20 protein-coding genes are annotated in these 23715 nt (G+C 74.5%); 3 read left to right on the forward strand and 17 right to left on the reverse strand.

The features are described 5' to 3' along the window. Positions 1-303 precede the first annotated feature (303 nt). A complete protein-coding gene (locus tag J2S66_RS10635; protein ID WP_310306751.1) occupies positions 304-594 on the forward strand; it encodes an ArsR/SmtB family transcription factor in 291 nt (96 codons plus the stop codon). 27 nt (positions 595-621) lie between these two features. On the opposite strand, the gene J2S66_RS10640 is transcribed toward J2S66_RS10635, so the two are convergent. The 4 genes from J2S66_RS10640 to pdxR form a co-directional block, all read right to left on the reverse strand. Continuing rightward, a complete protein-coding gene (locus tag J2S66_RS10640; RefSeq protein WP_310306753.1) occupies positions 622-984 on the reverse strand; it encodes a VOC family protein in 363 nt (120 codons plus the stop codon). Positions 985-1139: 155 nt separating this feature from the next. Beyond that, complete coding sequence (locus J2S66_RS10645; protein ID WP_310306755.1) at positions 1140-1862, reverse strand: MBL fold metallo-hydrolase; 723 nt, start codon at positions 1860-1862, stop codon at positions 1140-1142. Then, on the reverse strand, positions 1859-2830 hold the full coding sequence (locus J2S66_RS10650; RefSeq protein WP_310306757.1) for a hypothetical protein: 972 nt from the start codon (positions 2828-2830) through the stop codon (positions 1859-1861). The genes J2S66_RS10645 and J2S66_RS10650 overlap by 4 nt, the downstream gene beginning before the upstream one ends. Before the next feature lie 146 nt (positions 2831-2976). Further along, positions 2977-4335 (reverse strand): MocR-like pyridoxine biosynthesis transcription factor PdxR, encoded by a 1359-nt coding sequence (pdxR, locus tag J2S66_RS10655; protein WP_310306759.1) that lies wholly within the window; start codon positions 4333-4335, stop codon positions 2977-2979. A 121-nt stretch (positions 4336-4456) separates the two neighbouring features. On the opposite strand from pdxR, the gene hrpA reads away from it, so the two are divergent. Further along, the gene (gene hrpA / locus J2S66_RS10660) at positions 4457-8362 is read left to right on the forward strand and encodes an ATP-dependent RNA helicase HrpA (RefSeq protein ID WP_310306761.1); all 3906 of its coding nucleotides are present in this window, start codon (positions 4457-4459) and stop codon (positions 8360-8362) included. Positions 8363-8391: 29 nt separating this feature from the next. On the opposite strand, the gene J2S66_RS10665 is transcribed toward hrpA, so the two are convergent. The 8 genes from J2S66_RS10665 to J2S66_RS10700 all read right to left on the reverse strand — a co-directional run bounded on the left by J2S66_RS10665 (position 8392) and on the right by J2S66_RS10700 (position 17556). Then, on the reverse strand, positions 8392-8913 hold the full coding sequence (locus tag J2S66_RS10665) for a hypothetical protein (protein WP_310306763.1): 522 nt from the start codon (positions 8911-8913) through the stop codon (positions 8392-8394). Positions 8914-9005: 92 nt separating this feature from the next. Next, complete coding sequence (locus tag J2S66_RS10670; RefSeq protein ID WP_310306765.1) at positions 9006-9812, reverse strand: CPBP family intramembrane glutamic endopeptidase; 807 nt, start codon at positions 9810-9812, stop codon at positions 9006-9008. A 134-nt stretch (positions 9813-9946) separates the two neighbouring features. Further along, on the reverse strand, positions 9947-10612 hold the full coding sequence (locus tag J2S66_RS10675; protein WP_310306766.1) for an FHA domain-containing protein: 666 nt from the start codon (positions 10610-10612) through the stop codon (positions 9947-9949). Between the two features lie 2 nt (positions 10613-10614). Continuing rightward, positions 10615-11946 carry a vWA domain-containing protein gene (locus tag J2S66_RS10680; RefSeq protein WP_310306767.1) on the reverse strand — a complete coding sequence of 444 codons (1332 nt, stop codon included), beginning with the start codon at positions 11944-11946 and terminating at the stop codon, positions 10615-10617. Then, a complete protein-coding gene (locus J2S66_RS10685) occupies positions 11930-12934 on the reverse strand; it encodes a protein phosphatase 2C domain-containing protein (RefSeq protein ID WP_310306768.1) in 1005 nt (334 codons plus the stop codon). Before J2S66_RS10685 ends, J2S66_RS10680 begins: the two co-directional genes overlap by 17 nt. After that, positions 12934-15174 carry a tetratricopeptide repeat protein gene (locus J2S66_RS10690; RefSeq protein WP_310314743.1) on the reverse strand — a complete coding sequence of 747 codons (2241 nt, stop codon included), beginning with the start codon at positions 15172-15174 and terminating at the stop codon, positions 12934-12936. The genes J2S66_RS10685 and J2S66_RS10690 overlap by 1 nt, the downstream gene beginning before the upstream one ends. 79 nt (positions 15175-15253) lie before the next feature. Further along, positions 15254-16204 carry a glutamate ABC transporter substrate-binding protein gene (locus J2S66_RS10695; RefSeq protein WP_510184966.1) on the reverse strand — a complete coding sequence of 317 codons (951 nt, stop codon included), beginning with the start codon at positions 16202-16204 and terminating at the stop codon, positions 15254-15256. Between the two features lie 5 nt (positions 16205-16209). Continuing rightward, positions 16210-17556, reverse strand: coding sequence for a GlnX family signal transduction membrane protein (locus tag J2S66_RS10700; protein WP_310306770.1), 1347 nt, complete (start codon positions 17554-17556; stop codon positions 16210-16212). Positions 17557-17780: 224 nt separating this feature from the next. Here J2S66_RS10700 and J2S66_RS10705 point away from each other — a divergent pair, with 224 nt between their 5' ends. Beyond that, complete coding sequence (locus J2S66_RS10705) at positions 17781-18716, forward strand: NADP-dependent oxidoreductase (RefSeq protein ID WP_310306771.1); 936 nt, start codon at positions 17781-17783, stop codon at positions 18714-18716. Positions 18717-18726: 10 nt separating this feature from the next. Here the strand turns inward: J2S66_RS10705 and ybiA are convergent, their stop codons facing one another. From ybiA to J2S66_RS10730, 5 genes are all read right to left on the reverse strand, one after another. Continuing rightward, on the reverse strand, positions 18727-19230 hold the full coding sequence (gene ybiA / locus J2S66_RS10710; protein ID WP_310306772.1) for a riboflavin biosynthesis intermediates N-glycosidase: 504 nt from the start codon (positions 19228-19230) through the stop codon (positions 18727-18729). A gap of 61 nt (positions 19231-19291) precedes the next feature. Next, positions 19292-20725: a rifampin monooxygenase gene (rox, locus tag J2S66_RS10715; protein WP_310306773.1), complete on the reverse strand. Its 1434-nt coding sequence runs from the start codon at positions 20723-20725 to the stop codon at positions 19292-19294. A 249-nt stretch (positions 20726-20974) separates the two neighbouring features. After that, positions 20975-21550 (reverse strand): pyridoxamine 5'-phosphate oxidase family protein, encoded by a 576-nt coding sequence (locus J2S66_RS10720; RefSeq protein WP_310306774.1) that lies wholly within the window; start codon positions 21548-21550, stop codon positions 20975-20977. A 478-nt stretch (positions 21551-22028) separates the two neighbouring features. Further along, positions 22029-23252 carry an RNA polymerase sigma factor gene (locus tag J2S66_RS10725; protein ID WP_310306775.1) on the reverse strand — a complete coding sequence of 408 codons (1224 nt, stop codon included), beginning with the start codon at positions 23250-23252 and terminating at the stop codon, positions 22029-22031. Between the two features lie 2 nt (positions 23253-23254). Then, positions 23255-23602: a YciI family protein gene (locus J2S66_RS10730; protein WP_310306776.1), complete on the reverse strand. Its 348-nt coding sequence runs from the start codon at positions 23600-23602 to the stop codon at positions 23255-23257. Between the last annotated feature and the right edge of the window lie 113 nt (positions 23603-23715).

The following is a 23715-nucleotide window of genomic DNA, read 5'->3' on the forward strand; positions in this document are numbered from 1 at the left end:
GATGGTCGTGGCGGTGTTTACAGTTAACGACGCCCCGTGGGCTCACGGTCACGGTCCGGGGCGGGTGACGGCGTCGTCCTCCAGCGGGTCCGCCGTCCGGATGCGGCGGCCTCGCGTTCTGGCGTGGGGCTGGAACGCGGGGGAGCCGTCGCCCGGGAGACTGGGCGCCGTGCGAACGCCCGTCCGGTGCACCGGACGAACCCGGCGATCCTCGATCAGTTCGATTCCTTCAGCGTTAAATGATGAACCACCTTGCACTGGTCGCTACTATGCGAAACCGTGCGCGCCCTACAACACCCGGACGTGGAAGACCTTGAGCTGGCCACGGTTCTGACGGCGCTGGCCGACCCGGTCCGGTTGCGGATCGTGGCGGAGTTGGCCCGCTCGGGTGGCATCGTGTGCGGGCAGTTCGACGTACCGGTGAGCATGTCGACGCTGTCCCACCACTTGAAGGTGTTGCGCGAGGCGGGTGTACTGCGGGTGACGCCGCAGGGCAGCTACCGCACGCACGAGCTGCGGCGCGAGGAGATGGAGACCCGGTTCCCGGGTGTGCTGGAGTCCATCACGCGGGCGATCGTGCCGCCGGCCGCCTGACACGCGCACCGCGGGGGAGCGGGTCGGTCAGGCGCGGGTGAACAGGCAGAACGGGTGCCCGGCCGGGTCCAGCAGGACGCGCACGTCATCCTGCGGCTGGAACCCGGCCACCGTGGCGCCCAGCTCCTCGGCCCGCGCGCAGGCGGCGGCCAGGTCCTCCACCTCGATGTCGAGGTGGATCATCATCTGCTGGTCGCCCTCCCCGGCCGGCCAGGTGGGCCGCCGGTACCGGTGCTCGGTCTGGAAGCACAGCCCCGCCCCGCCGTCGGCGGGGCGCAGGGTGACCCAGTCGGGCTCGTCCTCGGTGACCTGCCAGTCGAGCAGGTCCCGGTAGAAGCGGGCGAGGGCCCGGGGCTCGGGTGCGTCGAGGACGGTCGCAGCCAGCTTCATCGGCTCATTGTCACCTCTCCGGGTGATCTTCGCATCTGCTGTCACCTCGTGTACCAATGGTCTCGATAACTTCAGTATCAACCAAAAGAGTGAACAGCCCGAACACCGGTCAAGCAGCAAACCTGGGTTGAGGACAAAACACCGGGACAGCGGGATCAGCCGACGACGACCACGTCACCGGGCCGGGCGACCGGGGCGCCGGCGCGTTCGGCGGCCTCGGCCTCGGTGAGGGTGTGGCCGACGTGGGTGAGCAGGAGCCGGGCGGCGGACCTGCCGGCGCGGGCGGCGTCCTCGGGGGCGCAGTGGTGCGGGCCGGCGCCGTCGGCCTCGCACAGGAACAGGTCGGCGCCGTCGGCGAGGGCGTCGAGGGCCGGGCAGGGTCCGGTGTCGCCGGAGTAGGCGAAGACGGTGTCGGTGTCGCGGTGGGTGGCGCGCAGGCCGAAGGCGGGCAGGCCGTGCTCGACGGCGTGGCTGGTGAGGATGAGGTCGCCGACGTCGGCGCGGTGGCCGTCGTGGAGCTCGTGGACCTCGAAGGCGGCGCCGGCGGGGTTGGGTGCGGCTCCGTGCAGGTAGGCCTCCAGGCGGGCGGCGAGGCCGGGTGGGCCGTAGAGGGGCACGGGGGTGCGCGGGGGGAGGTCGGCGAAGAGGAGTGCGTAGTAGTAGGGGAGCAGGTCGGCGGTGTGGTCGGCGTGGGTGTGGGAGATCCAGACGGCGTCGACGTGGTCGGGGCGGCAGGTGGTCTGGAGGGCGGCGAGGGTGCCGGGTCCGGCGTCGATCCAGAGGGTGGTGCGGTCGGTGCGCAGGAGGTGGCCGGAGCAGGGGTTGTGGGGGCGGGGGTAGGGGGTGGCGGTGCCGAGGACGGTGAGGGTGGTGGTCACGCGGCAGTGTGGCGCAGGACGTGGACGCCCGCCGCGGTTTTGAGGTAGGCCCAGGTGGTGGTGCCGGTGGTGGTGAGGCCGACGTGGAAGGCGGAGGTGCGGTCGAGGTCGTGGGGGAGGGCGACGGGGGTCCAGGTGTCGCCGGTGCGGCGGTGGAAGGTGGGGCGGGTTTCGAAGGTGTTGTGGGTGGCGTGGACGCCCCAGGTCCAGCCGGCGGCGATGCCGTGGAGGCTGAGCCTTCCGGGGGCGTCGGGTGAGGGTACGGCGGTCCAGCGGGTGCCGTTCCAGTGGTGGAGGTGGAGGCCGTCGGTGTCGCGGACGTGGCCGAGCCAGATGTCGTCGGGTGTGGTGGCGGCGAGGCGGGCGATGTGGCCGCGTGCGAGGCGTGGGCCGGGGTGGTCGGTCCAGCGGGTGCCGTCCCAGTGGACGAGGACGGGGTATTCGTAGCTGGCGGGTCCGGCGCCGGCGAGGCCGCCGCCGCCTGCCCAGGTGTGGTGGGGGTCGGTGGTGGTGAGGGTGGTGAGGTTTTCGCGGGTGGAGTTGAGGGCGTGGTGGAGGTGCCAGGTGGTGCCGTCGTAGTGGAGGGTGTCGCGGCCGGTGCCGACGATGTGGATGTCGTGGTGGTGTGCGGTGATGGCTTTGGCCCAGGTGATGGGTGGGGTGGTGACGGTGTGCCAGGTGGTGCCGTCGTAGTGGAGGACGAGGGGGTGGCCGGCGGTGTTGCCGACGGCCCAGACGTCGTCGGGTGCGGTGGCGGCGATGCCGGCGAGGCTGGCGGGGGCGGGGAGTTCGGGGAGTGGTTCGTGTTGCCAGGTGGTGCCGGTCCAGCTGAGGACGAGGGGGGCCGAGGGGCGGCTGGTGAACACGCCTGTGGTGCCGGCGAGCCATGCGTGGTCGTCGCCGGCGGTCGCCAGGTCGGCGAGTGCGGTGCTGGGTGGCAGGGCGGGCACCGGCACGGGTCGGAACAAGCCATCTCCCCCTCGATGGTCCCCCGACTCGTCGTGGGTCCAGCAGATCGGGAGTGGGGGCGGTGCGCCAGCCGCCGAACGGCGGGTTGTGGTTGGGGCGGGTGTCGGTGTGGCGGGGGTTGTCCGGGAGGAGGGGGAGGGTCGGGTCAGGGGGTGGGGTTGCCGAGGGTGTGGTGGAGGGCGTCGATGGCGGCGCGGTAGGTGTGTTCGGCGGGGGTGGCGTAGCCGATGACGATGCCTTGGCGGCTGGTGGGGCCGGGTGCGTGCCAGTGTTCGCGCAGTGCGCCGAGGCGGAGGCCGTGGTGGGCGGCGCGGGTGAGGACGGCGTTCTCGTCGGGGACGTGGAGGAGGAGGTGGAGGCCGGCGGGGATGCCGTGGGGGGTGTGGTGGTGGAGGCGTTGGAGGAGGAGGTCGCGGCGGCGGCGGTAGCGCAGGCGGCAGGCGCGGATGTGGCGGTCGTAGGCGTGGGTGGTGATGAGGTCGGCGAGGGCGAGTTGGCCGAGGGTTTCGGTGTGGTGGTCGGTGTGGAGCTTGGCGTCGACGACGGGGTCGATCCAGTGGGGTGGGAGGACGAGCCAGCCGAGGCGGATGGCGGGGCCGAGGGTGGTGGAGGCGCTGCCGGCGTAGGCGACGTGGTGGGGTGCGGTGCCCTGGACGGCGCCGAGGGGGTGGCGGTCGTAGCGGAATTCGCCGTCGTAGTCGTTTTCGACGAGGAGTGCGCCGGTGGTGCGGGCCCAGGTGGTGAGGGCGTGTCGGCGGGTGGGGTGGAGGGGGACGCCGGTGGGGTACTGGTGGGCGGGGGTGACGATGGCGGCGGTGGCGTGGTCGGGTGGGGTGCGGGCGCCGAGTTCGTCGACGGGGAGGGGGAGGACGGGGCGTCCGGCGCGGGTGACGATGTCGCGGTGGAAGGGGAGGCCGGGGTTCTCCATGGCGATGGGGCCGGGGAGGACGTGGGCGAGGAGGGAGAGGGCTTGGGTGTAGCCGGAGGTGATGACGATGTGTTCGGGGGTGGCTTGGACGCCGCGGGTGCGGCCGAGGTGGTGGGCGAGGGCGGTGCGGAGTTCGGGTCGGCCGCGGGGGTCGCCGTGGGTGTGGGTGGGTGCGGTGGTGAGGGCGCGGCGGGTGGCGCGGAGCCAGTCGGTGGTGGGGAAGGCGGTGGCGTGGGGGTTGCCGGGGGTGAGGTCGTGGGTGGGGCGGGGTGGGTGGTGGTCGGTGGGGGTGGGTGGTGTGGTGGTGTGGGTGAGGGGTGCGACCTGGGTGCCGGAGCCGCGGCGGGCGGTGAGGTAGCCCTCGGCGACGAGTTGGTCGTAGGCGGCGGCGACGGTGTTGCGGGCGAGGCCGAGTTCGAGGGCGAGTGCGCGGGTGGCGGGCAGGCGTGCGCCGGGGGTGAGGCGTCCGGTGCGGATGGCGTCGCGGAGGGCGCGTTCGAGTCCGGTGCGGCGTCCGTCGGCGGGGTCGAGGTCGAGGTGCAGGTCAACGCCCGAGTTGGCCCAGGGTTGTGGCACGGGTGGACCCTAGCGCGGGGGGTGTGGCGGGTCGTGGGTGGTGGTCGGGGCGTGGGGGTGTGGGGAGGTTCGCCGGATAATGGGCGGCCGGGTTTCGCGGGCCCGGATATCCTTGGTCCAAATGAGTACCACCTCCCACGCTGACCTGCGTCAACGTCTGTCCGATCTCATGTCGCGGGACCAGCGGCGGCTGGGGCGCAGGCTTGACGGTGCGCGCAAGGTGCGCGATGAGAAGGCCCGTGCCGCGGTGCGGGCGGAGATCGAGGCGGAGATCGAGGCCGCCGAGCTGCGCGTGGCGTTGCGCCGTGAGGCCGTGCCGAAGGTCACGTATCCGGCGGAGTTGCCGGTCAGTGCGCGCAAGGACGACATCGCCGCGTTGATCCGTGATCACCAGGTGGTGATCGTGGCGGGTGAGACGGGGTCGGGGAAGACGACGCAGTTGCCGAAGATCTGCCTGGAGCTGGGGCGGGGGGTGCTGGGTCAGATCGGGCACACGCAGCCGCGGCGGTTGGCGGCGCGGACGGTGGCGGAGCGGGTCGCGCAGGAGTTGGGCACGCCGTTGGGCGGCGCGGTGGGGTACAAGGTGCGGTTCTCGGACCAGTCGGGTGACGAGACGCTGGTCAGGTTGATGACGGACGGCATCCTGCTGGCGGAGTTGCAGACCGACCGGATGCTGTCGCGCTACGACACGATCATCATCGACGAGGCGCACGAGCGCAGTCTGAACGTGGACTTCCTGCTGGGGTACCTGGCGCAGTTGTTGCCGCGGCGTCCGGACCTGAAGGTGGTGATCACGTCCGCGACGATCGACCCGGAGCGGTTCTCGCGGCATTTCGGGGACGCGCCGATCATCGAGGTGTCGGGGCGGACGTACCCGGTGGAGGTGCGGTACCGGCCGGTGGTGGACCCGGACGACCCGGACGCGGACCCTGATCGGGACCAGACGCAGGCGATCTGCGACGCGGTGCGGGAGTTGCAGGCCGAGGGGCCTGGTGACGTGCTGGTGTTCCTGTCGGGTGAGCGGGAGATCCGGGACACGGCGGAGGCGTTGGCGGCGTTGGAGTTGCGGGGCACCGAGGTGTTGCCGCTGTACGCGCGGTTGTCGTTCGGGGAGCAGCACCGGGTGTTCCAGCCGCATTCGGGGCGGCGGGTGGTGTTGGCGACGAACGTGGCGGAGACGTCGTTGACGGTGCCGGGCATCAAGTACGTGGTGGATCCGGGGACGGCGCGGATCTCGCGTTACAGCCACCGGTTGAAGGTGCAGCGGTTGCCGATCGAGCCGATCTCGCAGGCGTCGGCGAACCAGCGCAAGGGGCGTTGTGGGCGTGTGTCGGAGGGCGTCTGCATCCGGTTGTACAGCGAGGAGGACTTCGAGGCGCGGCCGGAGTTCACGGACCCGGAGATCCTGCGCACGAACCTGGCGTCGGTGATCCTGCAGATGACGTCGATCGGGTTGGGCGACATCGCGGCGTTCCCGTTCATCGACCCGCCGGAGGCGCGCAACATCAACGACGGTGTGCAGCTGTTGCAGGAGTTGGGGGCGATCGTCCCGGCGGAGCAGAGGTTGACGCCGTTGGGGCGGAAGCTGGCGCAGTTGCCGGTGGACCCGCGGTTGGCGCGGATGGTGCTGGAGGCGGACGCGAACGGGTGCGTGCGCGAGGTGATGGTGATCGCGGCGGCGTTGTCGATCCAGGACCCGCGTGAGCGGCCGAGCGACAAGCAGCAGGCGGCGGACGAGCAGCACGCGCGGTTCCGGGACCCGGATTCGGATTTCGTGGCGTACCTGAACCTGTGGGGGTACGTGCGGGAGAAGCAGAAGGAGCTGTCGTCGAACCAGTTCCGCAGGCTGTGCCGGGCGGAGTTCCTCAACTACCTGCGGGTGCGCGAGTGGCAGGACGTGTACCAGCAGTTGCGGCAGGTCGCGAAGACGTTGGGGGTGCACGTCAACGAGCAGCCGGCGGACCCGCGCACCGTGCACCTGTCGTTGTTGTCGGGGCTGTTGTCGCACATCGGTGTGAAGGACGTGCCGAAGCGGGATGCGGGCAAGCGGGGGGCGACGGAGTACCTGGGTGCGCGCAACGCGAAGTTCGCGATCTTCCCGGGGTCGTCGTTGTTCCGGAAGCCGCCGCAGTGGGTGATGGCGGCGGAGCTGGTGGAGACGTCGCGCCTGTGGGGCCGGATGGTGGCGAGGATCGAGCCGGAGTGGGCGGAGAAGCTCGGCGCGCACCTGGTGAAGCGCTCGTACAGCGAGCCGCACTGGGAGGCGCGGCGCGGGTCGGCGGTGGCGTTGGAGAAGGTGACGCTGTACGGGGTGCCGCTGGTGGCGTCGCGGAAGGTCGACTACGGGCGGATCGACCCGGAGGTGTCGCGGGAGTTGTTCCTGCGGCACGCGCTGGTGCAGGGGGAGTGGACGACGCACCACGAGTTCTACGGGCGCAACAAGCGGCTGCTGGCCGAGGTGGGCGAGTTGGAGGAGCGGGCGCGGCGTCGTGACATCGTGGTGGACGACGAGACGCTGTTCGACTTCTACGACCGGCGGGTGCCGGCGGACGTGGTGTCGGTGCGGCACTTCGACGCGTGGTGGAAGAAGGCGCGGCACGCCACGCCGGATTTGTTGACCTTCGACAGGGCGATGTTGGTCAACTCGACCTCGGCGGTGACGCCCGAGGCGTACCCGGACCGGTTGACGCGGGGTGGGTTGGACCTGCCGTTGACGTACCGGTTCGAGCCGGGTGCGGCGGTGGACGGGGTGACGGTGGACCTGCCGCTGCCGGCGTTGACGGCGGTGCCGGACGATTCGCTGTCCTGGCAGGTGCCGGGGTTGCGGATGGAGTTGGTGGTGGCGTTGATCCGGTCGTTGCCCAAGCCGGTGCGGCGCAACTTCGTGCCGGTGCCGGACGTGGCGGCGGCGGCGTTGGCGGGTATCGGGGAGGACGAGCCGCTGCTGCCGGCGTTGGAGCGGCAGCTGCGGGCCCTGACGGGGGTGGTGGTGCCGCGTGGGGAGTGGCAGCTCGACCAGGTGCCCGAGCACTTGAAGCTCACGTTCCGGATCGTGGACGAGAACGACCGCGAGCTGGCCCAGGGCAAGGACCTGGCGGCGTTGAAGGCGAAGCTGCGGGGGCGGTTGCGCGAGTCGTTGGCGGCGTCGGCGAGCAACCTGGCCCGCACGGGCCTGACCACGTGGGGTGATGTCGGGGAGTTGCCGCGCACGGTGCAGCGCCGGCAGTCGGGGATCGTGGTGACGGCCTACCCGGCGCTGGTGGACAAGGGTGACAGCGTCGCGGTGGAGATCCTGGACACGCCGGGGCGGCAGCGGCAGGCGATGTGGCGCGGTACCCGGCGGTTGTTGCTGCTCAACGTGCCCTCGCCGGTGAAGATGCTGCAACGGGGCCTGTCGAACGCGGAGAAGTTGGCGTTGACGCGCAACCCGCACGGTGGTGTGGCGCCGCTGCTGGCGGACTGCATCTCGGCGGCGGTGGACAAGCTGCTGCGCGAGGCGGGTGGGCCGGTGTGGGACGGGGCGTCGTTCGCCGCGCTGACCGAGCGCGTCCGCAAGGGGTTGGGCGCGGCGGTGTTCGAGGTGGTGGGCGGGGTGCGCACGGTGCTGGAGGCCGCGCAGGAGGTGGAGTTGCGGATCGGCGGGGTGCGCGGGGCGGTGTTCGAGGAGTCGCTGACCGATGTGCGGGCCCAGTTGCACGGGCTGGTGCACAAGGGTTTCGTCACGGAGGCGGGTGCGGACCGGTTGGCGGACGTGCACCGCTACCTGCTGGGCATCGCGCGGCGGTTGGAGAAGCTGCCGGAGAACGTGCGCCGTGACCAGGAGTGGATGGACCGGGTGCACGAGGTCCACGCGGAGTACCGGGAGTTGCGGGCGAGCCTGCCCGCCGACGAGCCGCACCCCGAGTTGGACGAGGTGCGGTGGATGATCGAGGAGTTGCGGTTGAGCTACTTCGCGCAGACGATCGGCACCCGCTACACGGTGTCGGACAAGCGGATCTTCAAGGCGCTCGACGCGGTGCCGCGCTGACCTGGTCCGGCTGGTGGACCCGGCGGGGGTCACCAGCCGGCGAGGTCGGCGATGCGCGCGGCGACGGCGACGGCCGGGAGGCCGTCGGTGGCGATGCGGGTGGTGTGCGGCGGGGCGTCGCGGTCGAGCGTGCGCGCGGCCGCGAGGCTGCGCCGCACGTGGGCGTCGAAGAGGGAGCCGACCTCCCGGCCCGCCAGTCGTGCGCGCACGGTGTCCTCGGTGGCGGTGAGCAGCACGGACGTCACCCGCACGGGGTCACCCGGTCCGAGGGCGCGCACGATCATCGGCTCTTCCAGCACGCTGACCGTGTTCGTGTAGATCAGCCGGGTCTGGCCGAGTGCGGCGTAGTTCGCCCAGATCGCGGCCAGGTTGCGCTCGGTGATCGCGGTGCGGTGCGGGTCGTCGGCGGGGGCGGGGTGGATCTGGTCGAGGAAGTCGCCCTCCACGTGGCAGTGCGCGGTGCCCCGCGCCTGCCACAGCGCCGAGACCTCCCAACCGGCGGACGACTTGCCCACGCCCGCGCCACCGCCGATCAGCAGCAGTGCGCGCACGGCTGCTCGCCCCCTCCGGCAGCGACCGCAGCGCGTCGGCGACCGTCGGACATCCGCCCCTCCCGAAATCCCCACCCGCCGACAAGACCCCGTCAGAGCAGCCCCGGCAGCAGCGGCAGCGCGTTGACCGCCCCGTGCACCACCAGCAGCGGCCACAGTCGCCGGTAGCGGGCCCACAGCAGGCCCAGGAACACCCCGGTCACGCCCTGGTTGAGCACCGCCGAGGCCAGGTCGACGAGCAGGTCGCCGCGCCCCTGGATCGCGGTGTGCCACACCGCCCACAGCAGCGAGGACAGCACGATCGCCGCCCACGGACCCACCAGGACCTCCCAGCGGGCCTGCAACCAGCGCCGGTAGAACAACTCCTCCAGCAGCGCGTTCGCCAGGAACCCCACGACCAGCGCCGCGAGCAGCACCAGGACGCCGTCGGCGGCCGGGTCGTCGACCGCCGGCGGCGCCAGGGGGGTCGCGTAGGACACCAGCAGCCATCCGGCCACCGGCGCCACCGGGGCCCACCGCGCGTCGGGCGGCGTCGGCGACCACCGGGACCGCCGCAGCAGCACCGCCGGCAGCGCGAGCTTCGCCACCAGGTACGCGGTCTCGCCCGGCACCAGGTGCAGCACCACCGCGAACGCCAGCGCCGCGCCCGCGAGCAGCCACGCCTGGACCCGCACCCCCGCCGGTCCGGGGCGGGCCGGTTCCGGGCGTGCCGCGGGTGTCAGCAGCACCAGGGCGACGCCCACCAGCGCGGGCACCGACCGGGACCACAGCGGCACCGTGCCGTCGTGGTCGGCCGAGTACCGCACGCCCGTGTGACCGGTCAGCACCAGCAGCAGCGCCGAGCCGGCGAACACCGACAGTCCCGCCCCCAGGACGGCGGCTCGCCCCGTGATCCGCACCCCACCACCGTAGGCCGGTGATCGACTCGGCGGCCCGCGTCCGGGCGGAAAGACCGCGATCGGGCCACCCGGCCTCGACCGTTCGGATCAGCACCGCCCGGCCCGCCCGGGCACGGGGGCGGGCACAGGTGCGGTCAGCGGACCTGGTCGCCGCCCGACCGGTGCAGCGTGATCGTGGTCCAGGCGCCCACGTGGACCCGGTCGCCCGGTCGCAGCGGCTCCGGCACGTGGGGCGGCAGCGGCTCGGTCGAGCCGTTCAACGTCGTGCCGTTGGTCGAGGCCAGGTCCACCACCGCCCACCCGTCGCCGGAGTCCACCAGCAGCGCGTGGTGGTGCGACACCCCCGGGTCCTCCGGCGGACCCACCAGGTCGACGCCCGGGAAGATGCCGCGCGACCGGCTGCGCCGCCCGATCGTCACCTGGTCGCCCGCCAGGTCGAACCGGCGCGGCGGGCAGAAGCCGGGGAACCGCATCGACTCCGCGTCCGGCCCGCCGGCCGCCACCACCCGGTCGAAGTACTCCCGATCGGCCTCCACCGTCACGTGCCAGGCCGCCCGCGCCACCGCGGGCGACGACACCGGCACGGCGGGCACCGCGGCGAGCGCGTCGTGCCCGCACGCCTCGCAGAACCTGCCCACGCGCGGCGCGCCGCACACCGCGCACACCCCGTCGCGCACCACCGGCGGCACGCCGACCGTGACGGCCGACGCCGTCGCCGGCACCGCGTCGGCGATCGGCGCGCCGCACACCTCGCAGGAGTCGTCGGTCGCCGAACCGTGGCCCGCCGGGCACGTCGCCATCGCTAGTCCCTCCCGACCCGCTTGGTCACCGTCGACCGGGTGTCCAGGGTCATCTCGTCGACCTCCGTCACGTCCGCGCGCAGCCGCACCGTGCCCGACGCGGCGTCGCGCACTTCCACCACCGCGGCCAGCAGCTTCGCCGTGCCCGTGTTGCCGGACTCGTGCGCCAGCCGCACCGCGCGGCCCAGCCGCGCCGTCGCCCGGGCCGCGTCACCCGCGCGCCGCGCCCGCAGGCCCTCCCGGATCGCCTCCGCCAGTTCCGCCTGCCCCGTGTAGTGGGCCACCTCCGGGGGGATGCGCGTGGACAGCGCCGCGTCGTCGGTCCACACCGCCAGCACCCGGCCGCGCCCCGACACCGCCTCACCGGGGCCCACCAGGGCGATCCGCGCGGCCAGCATCCGCTCGCCCACCGCCGCGGGCCGCACCCGGACCGACAGGTGGTAGTCGCGGCTCTCCCCGGCCGCCCACGCCCCGGTCGGGTACTCCCCCGTGCGCGGACCGGTGCGCCTGCGCCGCCCGGTCAGGTCCAGCAGCGCCGGCGCCACCTGCCGCAGGAACACCACCTCGGCGTGCCCGGGCGTCCACAGCCGCAGCGACACGTCCGCCACCGCCTTGCCCATCGCGGCGAGGGTCATCGACTCGAAGTCGCGCGCCAACCCCGCCGGGTCGGCCACGATGTCCACCGTGCCGAGCATCGCCTCGGCGATGCCGCGCAGCTCGGCGACCCGCCAGTCGGTGCCCACGCCCCGGCAGTCGCACGTGAAGCGCCCGGCCACCCGCTCCAGCACCGCCGCCAGCTCCTGCGGCGACTCGTGCCGGTTCTCCCCGTCGGTCAGCAGGATCGCGTGCCGCGGCCCCGCGCCCGATGCCCTGCTTCCCGGCCCGCCCGCGTCCGGGGCACCCGCGTCCGGCCCGGACAGCAGGGCGTCGGCCAGCAGCAGCCACCGGCCCATCGCCGTGCCGCCGGCGGCGCGCAGCCGCCGCACCGCCCGCGTCGCCGCCGCCCGCGTGCGCGGCCCGGCCACCGCCAGGCCCGGTCCGGGCGGGTACACCACGCGCGCGGTGTCCGTGCCCGCGACCACCGCGAACCGCACCCCGTCGCGCAGCACGCCGAGCGCCGCCTCCGCGGCCCGCACCGCCTCGGCCAGCTTCTCCGGAGGGGAGCGCATCGACCCCGACGTGTCGAGGACGAGCACCTCGGCCGCGTCCGCCGCCGGTCCCGCGCGGGCCCCGCCGGTCGCCGTCACCGTCACGACCGCCTCGACCCGCCCGGCGCCGGCGGGCAGGTGCTCGTTCTGGCGGACCTCGACCGCGAACTCAGGAGCCACCGCCACCCCGCAACTGGACGACGACCACCGTGATGTTGTCGTGCCCCCCGGCGTCCAACGCCACCTGAACCAGCGCCCGCGCGACCTCCAGCGGCGCCACCCGGCGCGCGATCGCCTCCGGCGGCAGCGCCGCCAGCAGGTCCTCCGGTTCCGGCACGTAGTTCCACAGGCCGTCGCTGCACAGCACCAGCAGCCCCGGCGTCTCCACCATGAACGTCACCGTCTGCGGTTCGGTCACCCCCGAGTCCGCGCCCAGCCAGCGCGACAGCACGTGCGCCCGCCGGTCGGTCAGCGCCTCCTCCTCGGTGAGCACGCCCTGCGCGACCAGTTGTGCCGCCCACGTGTCGTCCGAGGTCAACCGGGCCGCACCGGCCTCGGCCACCAGGTAGGCGCGGCTGTCGCCGACCCAGCCCACCGTCGCCGAGCCGTCGGTCACCACCGCCGAGACGAACGTGCAGGACGGGGCGACCTCCGCCGCCTCCGGCCGGGCCAGCCGGGCCACCGCCGCGTTGGCCGCGACCACCGCCTCCGCCGTGGCCCGCTCCGCGTCGCGCGCCGACTGCAGGGTGCCCGACTGCAACCCGGTCAGCAGCACGTCCGCCGCCGTGTCCACCGCGACCTGCGAGGCCTGCTCGGCGCGTTCGGAGGACGCCACCCCGTCGCACACCACCACCGCCGTGCCGCGCCCCCGCACCCGGCCGAACGCCATCGAGTCCTCGTTGCGCCGCCGCCGCCGGCCCCGGTCGCTGATCCCCGCCACGCCGGGCAGCGCGAACTCCACCCGGTCGCGCGCCGAGGGCCGCGCCCGCCCGCACGCCTCGCAGGCCCCGTCCTCGTCGAACTCGGCCCCGCCGCACGCGCACAGCGGCGGCCACTGCGACCCCGGCCCGCCCACCGGGGTGCGCCGCACCCGCAGGTTGCGCCCGCACGCCTCGCAGAAGCGGTCCTTCGGCGACACCGGCGCCGAGCACTCCGGGCACGTCTCCCCGCCCATCAGAACAGCGTCCTGGGCCGGACCGCGTTCGCGCGGTCGACGAGCGCGATGCGCTCCTCCGGGGTGTCGGCCAACCGGGCCAGTTGCCGGTAGCAGCGCTCCAGCCCCAGCCGCAGCCCGGTCGGGGTCGGCTCGCACCCCAGCAGCCGCTCCGCGGGCGCCGGCCCGCCGTCGGGCGGCGGCGCCCCCGACACCAGTGCCAGTGCCGCGCGCAGCAGCTCCGCCGTCAACCCGACCCGCCTCGCCACGTCCAACTCCAAACCCGACAACCTCGTCCCGGCCGCCAGCACGTCCGACAGCCGCTCACCGCCCGCCTGCGCCCGCACCGCCGCGACCTGCGCGGCCACGTGGTGGCTCGACGTCTCCGGCACCGAGTGCAGCACCCGCACCGCACCGTCGCGGTCACCGCCGGCCAGCAGCACCCGGGCCAGCCCGAACGCCGCCGACACGTGGGCCCGGTCGGTGCGCCACACCACCTCGTAGCCGGCGCGCGCCGCGTCCGCGTCGCCCGCCAGCTCGGCGGCCACCGCGACCGCCAGCTTGGGCGCGGCCTCGCCGGGCAGCACGTCGCGCACCCTCCCGAACGCCGCCCGCGCCTCGGCGGGCCGTTGCCGCAGCAGCGCCGCCACCCCCCGGTACCAGCCGGGCCGCCAGTCGTCCTCCGCCGGGCCGCACGGGTCGTGCGGGTCCAGCGCGGCCGCCGCCACCAGCGCGTCCAGCTCGGCCACCGCCTCGTCGACCCGGTCGTCCTCCAGCAGCGCCCGCACCACCTGCAACCGCACCTCCACCGTGCGCACCGGCGCCGCCCGCAGCGAGGTCACCAGCTGCCCGGGGTCGCCCGAGGCGGCCGTGGCCAGGAATCCCGCCGCCTCGTCGGAGGTGTCCACCTGCGGCACCGGCAACCCCGACGCCGCCGCCCGCGCCACCACCGGGCCCTCCGCGCCGAACGCCCGCCGCTCCGGGGTGAACTGCCGCGACAGGCCCGGTCGGGGCACGCCGTCCTGCTCCGCCAGCACCTCCCGCAGCACGCCGGTCAGCTGCTCGGCCATCTCCTCGGCCGAGGCGAACCGCTGCTCCGGGTCGCGGTGCGTCGCGCGCAGCAGGAACCGGTGGAACGAGTCGTGGCGGCGCAGCAGCGGCTGCTGCGCCGGCGTGGGCAGCGACTCCGTGAACGCGCCGCGGAAGTCGAACGCGAAACTCGTCACCGCCAGCGTGCGGCCCACCGTGTAGAGGTCGGAGGCCACCGAGGGGCCCACCGAGCCGATCTCGGGGGCCTGGTAGCCGATGGTGCCGTAGATGGGGGAGTGGCGGTCGTCGGCGCGGCGCACCGCGCCCAGGTCGATCAGCTTCAACTGCTCCTCGGTCTGGATCACGTTGTCGGGTTTGAAGTCGCAGTACAGCAGACCCAGCCCGTGCAGGTAGCCCAGGGCGGGCAGCACCTCCAGGGCGTAGGCGATGGCCTGCGGCACGGGTAGCGCCTCGGTGCCCGCGCCGCCCGCCCGCCTATTGTTGATCATGTCCTTGACGGAGGTCCCGCCGACGTACTCCATCACGATGTAGTCGACCAGTTCGCCGCTGACCCGGTCGGCGTGCCGCACGAAGTTGTGGATCTTGACGATGGTGGGGTGCTCCACCTCGGCCAGGAACCGCCGCTCGGCCATCGCCGCGGCCATCGCGTCGGCGTCACCGGAGTCCAGCAGGCCCTTGAGCACCACCCACCGGTCGCTCACCGCGTGGTCGGCGGCCAGGTAGATCCACCCCAGGCCGCCGTGCGCCAGGCAGCCCAGCACCTCGTACTGGTCGTGCAGCACCTCGCCGGGCGCGAGCTTCGGCGTGAACGAGTAGTGGTGCCCGCAGTGCGCGCAGAACCCCTCCACCCGGCCGGGCCGCCCGTCGCGACCGCGGCCCACCGGCGTGCCGCACGCCGAGCAGAACCGCTTCGCCTCGGGCACCTCCGGATCGGTCAGCACCGCCGTCGTCGGGTCCCGGTAGGGCACCGGCGGCACCTCCACCAGGCCCGCGCCCAACCGGCCGCGCGACGGGGAACGGGTCGAGGAGCGCCACGACCGGCCGCCCGACGGCGCGGACGCGCCACCCGACCACCGCGCCGTGCCCGGACCGGTGTCCCGCCCGGTGTCCGGCCCGTCGTCCGGCGCCGGGCAGGCGCCCGTGGGCACCGACCCCGTGGGCGCCGGCCCCGGCGGGGGCGTGACGACGGGCGGCGCCTCCAACCCACACACCTCGCAGAACCCGTCGTCCTCGACGTCCCCGCCGCACCCCGGCCTCGGGCACGTCCCCGCCCCGTCCCGCCCGCGCACGTCAGTCCCGGTAGACCGCGGCCGGCGGAGCGGGCGGCGGACCCAGCCAGCGGCCGTGGACCGCGGCCCACGTGCCGTCCGCGCGCAGCCGTTCCAGCAGCGCGTTGGTGAACCGCACGAAGTCCTCCGAGCCCTTCGGGAACGCCATGCCGTAGGGCTCGGCGGTCAACCGCGGTCCCACCACCTTCGTGTAGGGGTCCTGGGCGGCGAACCCGGCCAGGATCGTGTCGTCGGTGGAGATCGCGTCCACCTGGCCCTGCTGGAGCATCACCAGGCAGTCCGTCCAGTTCGGCACCGACACCGCCACCGGGCGCGGCCGCGCGCGCGCCACGAAGGCCAGCGAACTGGAGCCCTTGGTGGCGCACACCTTCCGCCCGCCCAGCGACTCCAGGCCGGTGGCCGTCGAGTTCGCCGGCACCAGCACCCGCTGCCCGGCCTGGTGGTAGACCGTGGAGAAGTCCACCCGCCGCCACCGCTCGCAGGTCACCGTCATCGTGCGCACCACCACGTCCACCTCGCCCCGCTCCAGGGCCGGGATGCGCTCGTCGGAGGTGAGCACCCTGAACCGGATCGCGGCCGGGTCGCCCAGCACCGCCCGCGCCACCTCGCGGGCCATGTCCACGTCGAAGCCCTCCAGCTCGCCCGAGGACGGGTTGCGGAACCCCATCAGGTAGGTGTTCTGGTCCACGCCCGCCACCAGCCGCCCGCGCGCCCTGATCCGGTCCAGGGTCGGACCGCCGGCCTGCGCGGCCGGGCGCAGGCTCGCCGTCGGGTCGCACGACTCGGGCGCCGCCTCGGCCGCGCTGGGCGGCGCGGTCAGCTCCACCGCGTCCGCCGGGCGCGGCACCTCCGCCGACGCGCCCCCGATGGGCGGGGCCGCGCTGGGCACCGGCGCGCACCCCGCGAGCAGGAGCAGTGCGACCGCCAGCAGCGCGGGCGGGGCCGCGCGCAGCCGTGTCACCGGTACTCCTTCAACCGCTGCCACACCCCGGACGTCGAGGCCGCCGCGGCCAGCAGCGCCAGCGCCGTCACCGCCGCCACCACGCCCCGCAGCGCGCCGCGCGCCTCGCCGATCGCCAGCGTCAGCTCCGCCCGGGCCGCCCCGATCGCCGCCAGCAGCTCCGAGTCCAGCGCGTCGAACGCGGTGGCCGCGCCCGCCGCGTCCCGGCCCAGGGCCACCGCCACCGCCGCCGTGTGGTCGCCCCGCCCGTCGGCCTCCCGCACCTGCCGGTGCGCCTCCCGCCACCGGCCGTGGTGCTCGACCGCCCCGTCCAGGTGCGCCGACACCACCAGCCCGCGGGCCCGGGCCAGCTGCTCGGCCAGCACCCGGTCGGCCTCGGCGTAGGCGTTCTCGTAGTCCCCGCCGTTGCCGCGCGCCACCAGCGTCAGCGTCTCGTCGCCGCGCGCGGTCAGCGTCGCGATCCGCGCCCGCGCCAGCACGTCCACCAGCGCCGCCCCGTCCTTGGCGGTCGAGACGTGCGACACCACCAGCAGGCCGGCCCCCAGCGCCCACAGCAGCGACACCGCGGTCACCGCGGTCGCCACCACCAGACCCGGGTTGAGCACCCGGTTGGTGCGGCGGGTCAGGAAGCGCTGCGCCAGCACCAGCGCCGCCAGCGCCGCCGCGCCCAGCAGCAGCTCCGCCCACGGCGGCGACCCCGCGCCCTCCAGGTCGCGCACCACGTTCGCGTTCTCCACCCGGTACAGCTCCTGCGCCGCCGGCAGCAGCCGCGTGCGCATCAGCGTGGACGCCTCCCGCAGGTAGGCCGCGCCGACCGGGTTGCCCTGCCGGTTGTGGGTGCGCGCGGTCTCCACCAGGCCCGTGTAGACGGGCAGCTGCCCCGACAGCGTCGCCAGCGCCCCGCCGACCCGCGCCGGCCGGGCCGTCCCGCTGGTCGCCGCCGACAGCGCGGCCGCCGCCTTCGCCACGTCGTCCTCGTAGCGGCCCCGCAGCGCCGAGGACTCCACCCCGCCCGACAGGAACGCGCTGGCGGCGGTCGCGTCCGCGTCGGCCATCGCCCGGTACACCTCCTGCGCGGCGAACGCGAGCGGCTCGCTGCGGTCGGCCAGCGCCTCCAAGGCCGCCGAGCGCCGCTGCACCGACAGCGCCGTCACCGCGCCCACCAGCAGGCTCACCACGATCAGCAGCAGCGCGAGCAGGCTCAGCCGCCCCGGCGTGCTGCGCGCCAGACCGGTCACCCGGCGCAGCCCGTCACGGTTCAACCCGCCCCGGCTCCGCCCACCCGGGTTCCGCGGGACCTCGACCAGCACGACCGCCCCCTTCCAGGAAGTGATCGGCGCCACTCGCCGCTCTCACAGGGTAGATCGGAGCCGACCCGACCGGGACGCGATCGGCCCACCACGGCGCGGCGTCCGCGGTGGCCGCCGTGATCGTCGCGGCACACGTGGGCGACCCGCTCCCGGACGGTGGAGAGCGGTCGGCCACCACCGGGTGATGGCCCGATCCTTCCGGATCGCGACCTCCGGACCACTGGCCGCCGGCCGGGCCGTCGACCACCATCGAAGCCATGAGCCGAACGCGCGCCATCAGCCAGAGCACCCTGGGCGGCCCCGAGGTGCTGACCGCGATCACCCGCCCCACCCCCGTGCCCGGCCCCACCGAGGTCCTCGTCCGGGTGCGCGCCGCGGGCGTCAACCCGGTCGACGCCAAGACCCGGCGCACCGGCGGCAGGCTCGGCGAGCCGCCGTTCGTGCTCGGCTGGGACGTCTCCGGCGTGGTCGAGGCCGTGGGGGAGGGCGTCACCGTGCACCGGCCCGGTGACGAGGTCTTCGGGATGCCGCTGTTCCCGCGCGAGGCCGGCGCCTACGCCGAGCACGTCGTCGCGCCCGCCCGCCAGTTCGTGCGCAAACCCGACGCCCTGGACCACCCGCACGCCGCCGCACTGCCCCTGGTCGGGCTCACCGCGTGGCAGAGCCTCGTGGACACCGCCGGGCTGCGCGCCGGGCAGCGGGTCCTCGTGCACGCCGCCGCCGGCGGGGTCGGCCACGTCGCCGTGCAGATCGCCAAGGCGCTCGGCGCGCACGTCACCGGCACCGCCAGTGCCGCCAAGCACGACTTCGTCCGCGGCCTGGGCGCCGACGAGGTCGTCGACTACACCGCCGTCGACTTCGCCGACGTCGTGCGCGACGTGGACGTCGCCTTCGACACCGTGGGCGGCGACGTCGCGGCCCGCTCGGTGCCCGTCGTGCGCGACGGAGGCATCGTCGTCACCATCCTCGGCCCCGCCCTGCCGGCCGCCGCCGACGCCGCGGCCGGCCGGGTGCGCACCGCCGCCGTGCTGTGCGAACCCGACCGGGTCGGCATGCTCGCCCTGGCCGACCTCGTCGAACGGGGCCTGCTGCGCACCGAGCTGGACACCGTGCTGCCGCTGGACCAGGCGGCCGGGGCGCACGAGCTGATCGAGTCCGGCCGCACCCGGGGCAAGATCGTGCTCCTGCCCTGAGCGCCACCGCTCAGGCCGCGCGCAGTCGTTCCCGCACCGTCATCAACGCCCGACCCAGCAGGTTCAGGCCCCGCCAGGCCGCCGGGTCGGCCGCCCGCTCGTCGTCCTCGGCCAGCCCGATGCCCCACACCCGGTCCACCGGGCTGGCCTCCACCAGCACCCGGTCGCCGGTGCCCAGCAGGAACGCCCGCAGGTCGTCGTGCGCGCCGAACTTGCCCAGGTTGGCGCGCACGACGAGGTCCACCCGGTGCGCGACCCACGTGTCCTCGTCGAAGCCCCGCACCTGCCGGCCCAGCGCCTTCGCCTCGCCGGGCGTGCGGGCCCGCAGCACGCGCCCGGCGGTGTCCTCGTCGCCGAACAGCAGCGCCTTGCCTGCCATCATGTGGTGCTCGGCGGTCGGGTAGGTGCGGCCGTCCTCGGTGAACGGCGCCTCGAACCACTGGCTCAGGCACTGCTTGCCGACCGGCGCACCGGGCCGCGTCCGGTGCCCCCAGAAGAACAGGTATTCCTCCACGGACGCGAACCCTGCCACAACCCCCGCCCGAAGGGGCGACCCGCGGTCCCGCCGCGGTGCGCTACCGGCCCCGCCCGACGGGCGCGCCGAACCACACCGGCAACCGGTCCAGCAGGTCCCGCTGCCCCTCGCCCACCCACGCCACGTGCCCGTCCGGCCGCAGCAGCACCGCGGGCGCGTCCAGCTCCGCGCTGACGTCGACGACGTGGTCGACCCGGTCCTCCCAGCCCGCCACCGACAGCCGGCCGGTCCGGTCGAGCAGCAGCCCGCGTCCGCCGTGCATCAACCCGTAGAGGCGCCCTCCCGTCAGCGCCACGTCGCGCAGCCGCCGGCCGAGCAGTTCGTGCCCCCCGCCGAAGTCGTAGCGGACGGCGGTCGCGGTGACCTTCTCGATCAGGTGCCGGTTCACCTCGTCGAAGTCCATCAGCTCCGCCACCAGCCGACGCACCGCCCGGGCACCCGGGTCCGGCGACATCAGGTGCATCTGCGCGCGCGTGTTGTCCAGCACGGCGGCCGCCACCGGGTGCCGTTCGGCGTGGTAGCTGTCCAGCAGTCCCCCCGGCGCCCACCCGCCGACCTCGGCGGCGAGCTTCCAACCCAGGTTGAACGCGTCCTGCACACCCAGGTTGAGCCCCTGCCCGCCGGTCGGCGGGTGGACGTGCGCCGCGTCGCCGGCCAGCAGCACCCGGCCGACGCGGTAGCGCTCGGCCTGCCGGGTGGCGTCGCCGAAGCGCGACAGCCAGCGCGGCGAGTGCGCGCCGAAGTCGGTGCCCGCGACCAGCCGCAGCCGCCGCGTGAACTCCTCGAAGGTCGGCGGGACCGCACGGTCCTCGGCCACGCCCTCGGCGGGCACCACCACGCGGTGCACCCCGCCGCCGAAGGGCGTGACGCCGAACCGGAGCTGGGTCGCGCGGACCTCGGCGACCACGGCCGCCACCGTCTCCGGCGACGCGGTCAGCTCCATCTCGCCCAGCAGCGTCTCGACCCGCGCGGGCTCGCCGGGGAAGGCGACGCCGAGCAGCTTGCGCACCGTGCTCCGGCCGCCGTCGCAGCCCACGAGGTAGCGCGAGCGCAACCACGTGCCGTCGGCCAGCCCGACGTCCACCCCCTCGTCGTCCTGCGCCAGCCCCACCACCCCGACACCGCGCCGGACCTCGACACCGACCTCCGCGGCGCGCTCGGCCAGCAGCCGGTCCGTCACCGTCTGGGGGATGCCCAGGACGTACGGGTGCGTGGTGTCCAGCTCCGGCGACGGCTTGGCGATGCCGGCGAAGAAACCACCGACCGGGTACCGCTGCCCGTGGGCCAGGAAGCGGTCCAGCAGGCCGCGCTGGTCCATCACCTCGACGCTGCGCGCGTGCAGGCCGAGCGCACGGACGACCCGGGTGGGCTCCGCCTCCCGCTCCAGCACGAGCACGCGCACGCCGTGCAGCCGCAGTTCGGCGGCCAGCATCAGACCGGTCGGCCCGCCACCGGCCACGATCACGTCGATCACGAAGGGTTCCCCTGTTCCGAGACAGCGCGTTCCGGCCCGCGGACCACCACGCGCACGCAGCGCGCGGTCACCTGTTTCCGCAGGTACCGGCTTCGGGCGGGAATTCTGCGGCACCACCCGGGGCTTGCCGCAAGACCACCGGTGCGCTATAAGTTGGGCATGGCGGGAGGCGGGTGACGCCCCACGCCGTCACCTCGTCCGAGCCATCGCCTCGTCCCGACCGGCACCCGCCGCGCCGCCCACCCCCGACTAGCGCGGCGGCAGCGGCAGGGGCAGCGCGGGCAGCCCGTCGATGCTGACTTCGTTGTACCGCTTGCCCGCGCAGTAGGCGGCGAACTCCTCGTCGGACCTGCGGGCGAAGTGCTCCACGTGCAGCGTCCGGTCGCCCCGGTAGTCCATGAGCGGCACGGCGAACCCGCACGTGTCGCTGATCAGCTTCGCCGTCACCACCACCACCGCGCGCAGCCCCGGACCGTCCGCCTCGCCGAACCCCGCCACCAGCTCCGCGAACCGGGGGTCGTCGCGGAACACCGGCTCGCCCGTCCCGTGCACCCGCACCACGTTCGGCGGCCCCTCGAACGCGCACCACATCAGCGTGATGCGGCCGTTCTCCCGCAGGTGGGAGATCGTCTCGGCGTGGCTGCCGCCGAAGTCCAGGTACGCCACGCGCCGCTCGTCGAGCACCCGCCACGTACCGCTGCGCCCCTTGGGGGAGACGTTCACGTGCCCGTCCGCCGCCAGCGGGGCGGTGGCCGTGAAGAACACGGGCTGCGCCTCGATGAACTCCTTGAGCCGTCCTTCGATCCGGTCGTAGGTCTTTCCCATGCGGCCAGTATCACCGCGGCGGGACGCGGTGACGACGGACTTCGCTCCCCGTGGGACCGGTGAACGACCGCACACACCGCCACGCCCGCCGGCGAACGGCACCCGTCCGCGAAACCCGTTGCCGGCAGGGTGCGCCGGCAACGGACTCCGGTGACCGAGTTCCGCGACCACGCCCGCGTCCTCGCCGCCGCCATCAACGCCGACGCCGACGCCGACGGCCACGCCCGCACCCACCCCGAGGTGCCGCAGACGCCGATGCTCCACGTCCACCTGCCCGCGCCGAAGGACGCCGTGACCGCCGCCGCCGAACACGTCCTCGCCGAGACCGGCGTCGAGCCGCCGACCCGAGCCGGGGCCGCGGCCGACCCCTCCCGGTGCGGCATCGAGCTCACCGTCGGCATCGTCACGCTGGAGTTCGAGCCCCAGGAGGTCGCGGAACTGCTCCGCCGACTGCGCCGAACCGCGATCCCGCCCCCGATCAGCCCCGCCCCGATCGACCCGCGCGGAGCGCGTCGAGGTTCCGGCGCAGCAGGTCGCGCTCGACGTCGTTGCCCGCCAGCGCCAGCGCCCGCCCGAAGGCGCCCGCCGCCTCCCCCGCCAGGTCCAGGCGGCGCAGCAGGTCACCGCGCACCGCGTGGAACAGGTGGTAACCGGTCAACGGCAGGTCCTCCACCAGCGCCAACGCCACCGCCGGCCCGTCCAGCTCGGCCACCGCCACCGCCCGGTTCAACGCCACCACCGGCGACGGCGACAGCACCAGCAGGTGGTCGTAGAGCGCCACGACCTGCGACCAGTCCGTCGGCGGCGGGTCGCTGTGCACCGCGTTGATCGCCGCCTGCACCTGGTACGGGCCCGGCCGACCGCGCCGCAGGCACCGGCGCACCAGTTCCCGCCCCTCGGTGAGCAGGTCACGGTCCCACCGCGACCGGTCCTGCTCGGCCAGCCGCACCAACCCGCCGTCCGGGCCCGTGCGCGCCGCGCGGCGGGCGTGCAGCAGCAGCATCAGCGCCAGCAGCCCGATCACCTCCGGCTCGTCGGGCATCAGCTCCGCCAGCAGCCGGCCCAGCCGCACCGCCTCCGCGCACAACCCGTCGCGCACCAGGACGTCACCCGAGGCCGCCGAGTAGCCCTCGCCGAACACCAGGTACACCACCGCCAGCACCGCGCCCACCCGATCCGGCAGCTCCGCCCCGCCCGGCACCCGGTAGGGGATGCGGGCGTCGCGGATCTTCGCCTTGGCCCGCACCAGCCGCTGCGCCATCGTCACCTCGGGCACCAGGAAAGCCCTCGCGATCTCCGCCGTGGACAACCCGCCCAGCAGCCGCAGCGTCAACGCCACCCGGGCCGCCGGGTTCAACGCCGGGTGGCAGCACGTGAAGATCAACCGGAGCCGCTCGTCGACCACCACGTCCTCATCCGCCGCTCCGTCCCGCCCGGTCAACAGCGCGGCCTGCGCGTGCCGCGACCCGCGCGAGGACTCCCGGCGCAGCCGGTCCACCGCGCGGTTGCGCGCGGTGGTGATGATCCACCCCGCCGGACTGGGCGGCACGCCGTCCGCGGGCCACCGGCGCACCGCCTCGACGAACGCGTCCTGGACCGCCTCCTCGGCGATGTCGAGGTCGCCGAAGACACGGGCCAGGACCGCCACCGCCCGCCCGTGCTCCGCCCGGAAGACGCGCTCGACCGGGTCCTCCCCGGACACGCCTAGCCCTCCCGGAGCGGTCGGACCTCGATCGGCAGCGTGACGGCCACGCTGAGCCGGCGCCCCCACTCCAGCGCCGCGTCCAGGTCGGGCACGTCGATGACCGTGAAACCGCCCAGGTGCTCCTTGGTCTCCACATACGGGCCGTCGGTGACCAGCACGTCACCGGTGGCCGTGGGCCGCAGCGTGGTCGCGGTGTCGGGGGAGTGCAGGCCCGCGCCGAACACCCACGCGCCCGCCTCCCGCATCGCGTCGTCCACCGCGCGCACGTCGACCATGATCCGGTCCAGCACCTCGGGCTCGGGCACGCCGCCCGTCGGCTGCACCACGCTGAGCAGGTACTTCGCCATGTCGTCCTCCTCGAAGGGGTCGGTTCCACCCCCTACACGAACGGCACCCGGCCGGATCGACACCCGGCGAGGAGAACTTTCCGACGGATTCAGCCCCGGTGCTCCAGCACGAC

It is taken from the genome of Saccharothrix longispora, from assembly GCF_031455225.1.
Classification (GTDB): domain Bacteria; phylum Actinomycetota; class Actinomycetes; order Mycobacteriales; family Pseudonocardiaceae; genus Actinosynnema; species Actinosynnema longispora.

What these genes read in the sequence shown, in the direction of transcription:
- J2S66_RS10640 (WP_310306753.1), bottom strand. Translation starts at nt 984, where the DNA reads ATGAAGCTGGCTGCGACCGTCCTCGACGCACCCGAGCCCCGGGCCCTC.
- hrpA (WP_310306761.1), top strand. Translation starts at nt 4,457, where the DNA reads ATGAGTACCACCTCCCACGCTGACCTGCGTCAACGTCTGTCCGATCTC.
- J2S66_RS10675 (WP_310306766.1), bottom strand. Translation starts at nt 10,612, where the DNA reads ATGGCGACGTGCCCGGCGGGCCACGGTTCGGCGACCGACGACTCCTGC.
- J2S66_RS10685 (WP_310306768.1), bottom strand. Translation starts at nt 12,934, where the DNA reads ATGGGCGGGGAGACGTGCCCGGAGTGCTCGGCGCCGGTGTCGCCGAAG.
- J2S66_RS10705 (WP_310306771.1), top strand. Translation starts at nt 17,781, where the DNA reads ATGAGCCGAACGCGCGCCATCAGCCAGAGCACCCTGGGCGGCCCCGAG.
- J2S66_RS10720 (WP_310306774.1), bottom strand. Translation starts at nt 21,550, where the DNA reads ATGGGAAAGACCTACGACCGGATCGAAGGACGGCTCAAGGAGTTCATC.
- J2S66_RS10730 (WP_310306776.1), bottom strand. Translation starts at nt 23,602, where the DNA reads ATGGCGAAGTACCTGCTCAGCGTGGTGCAGCCGACGGGCGGCGTGCCC.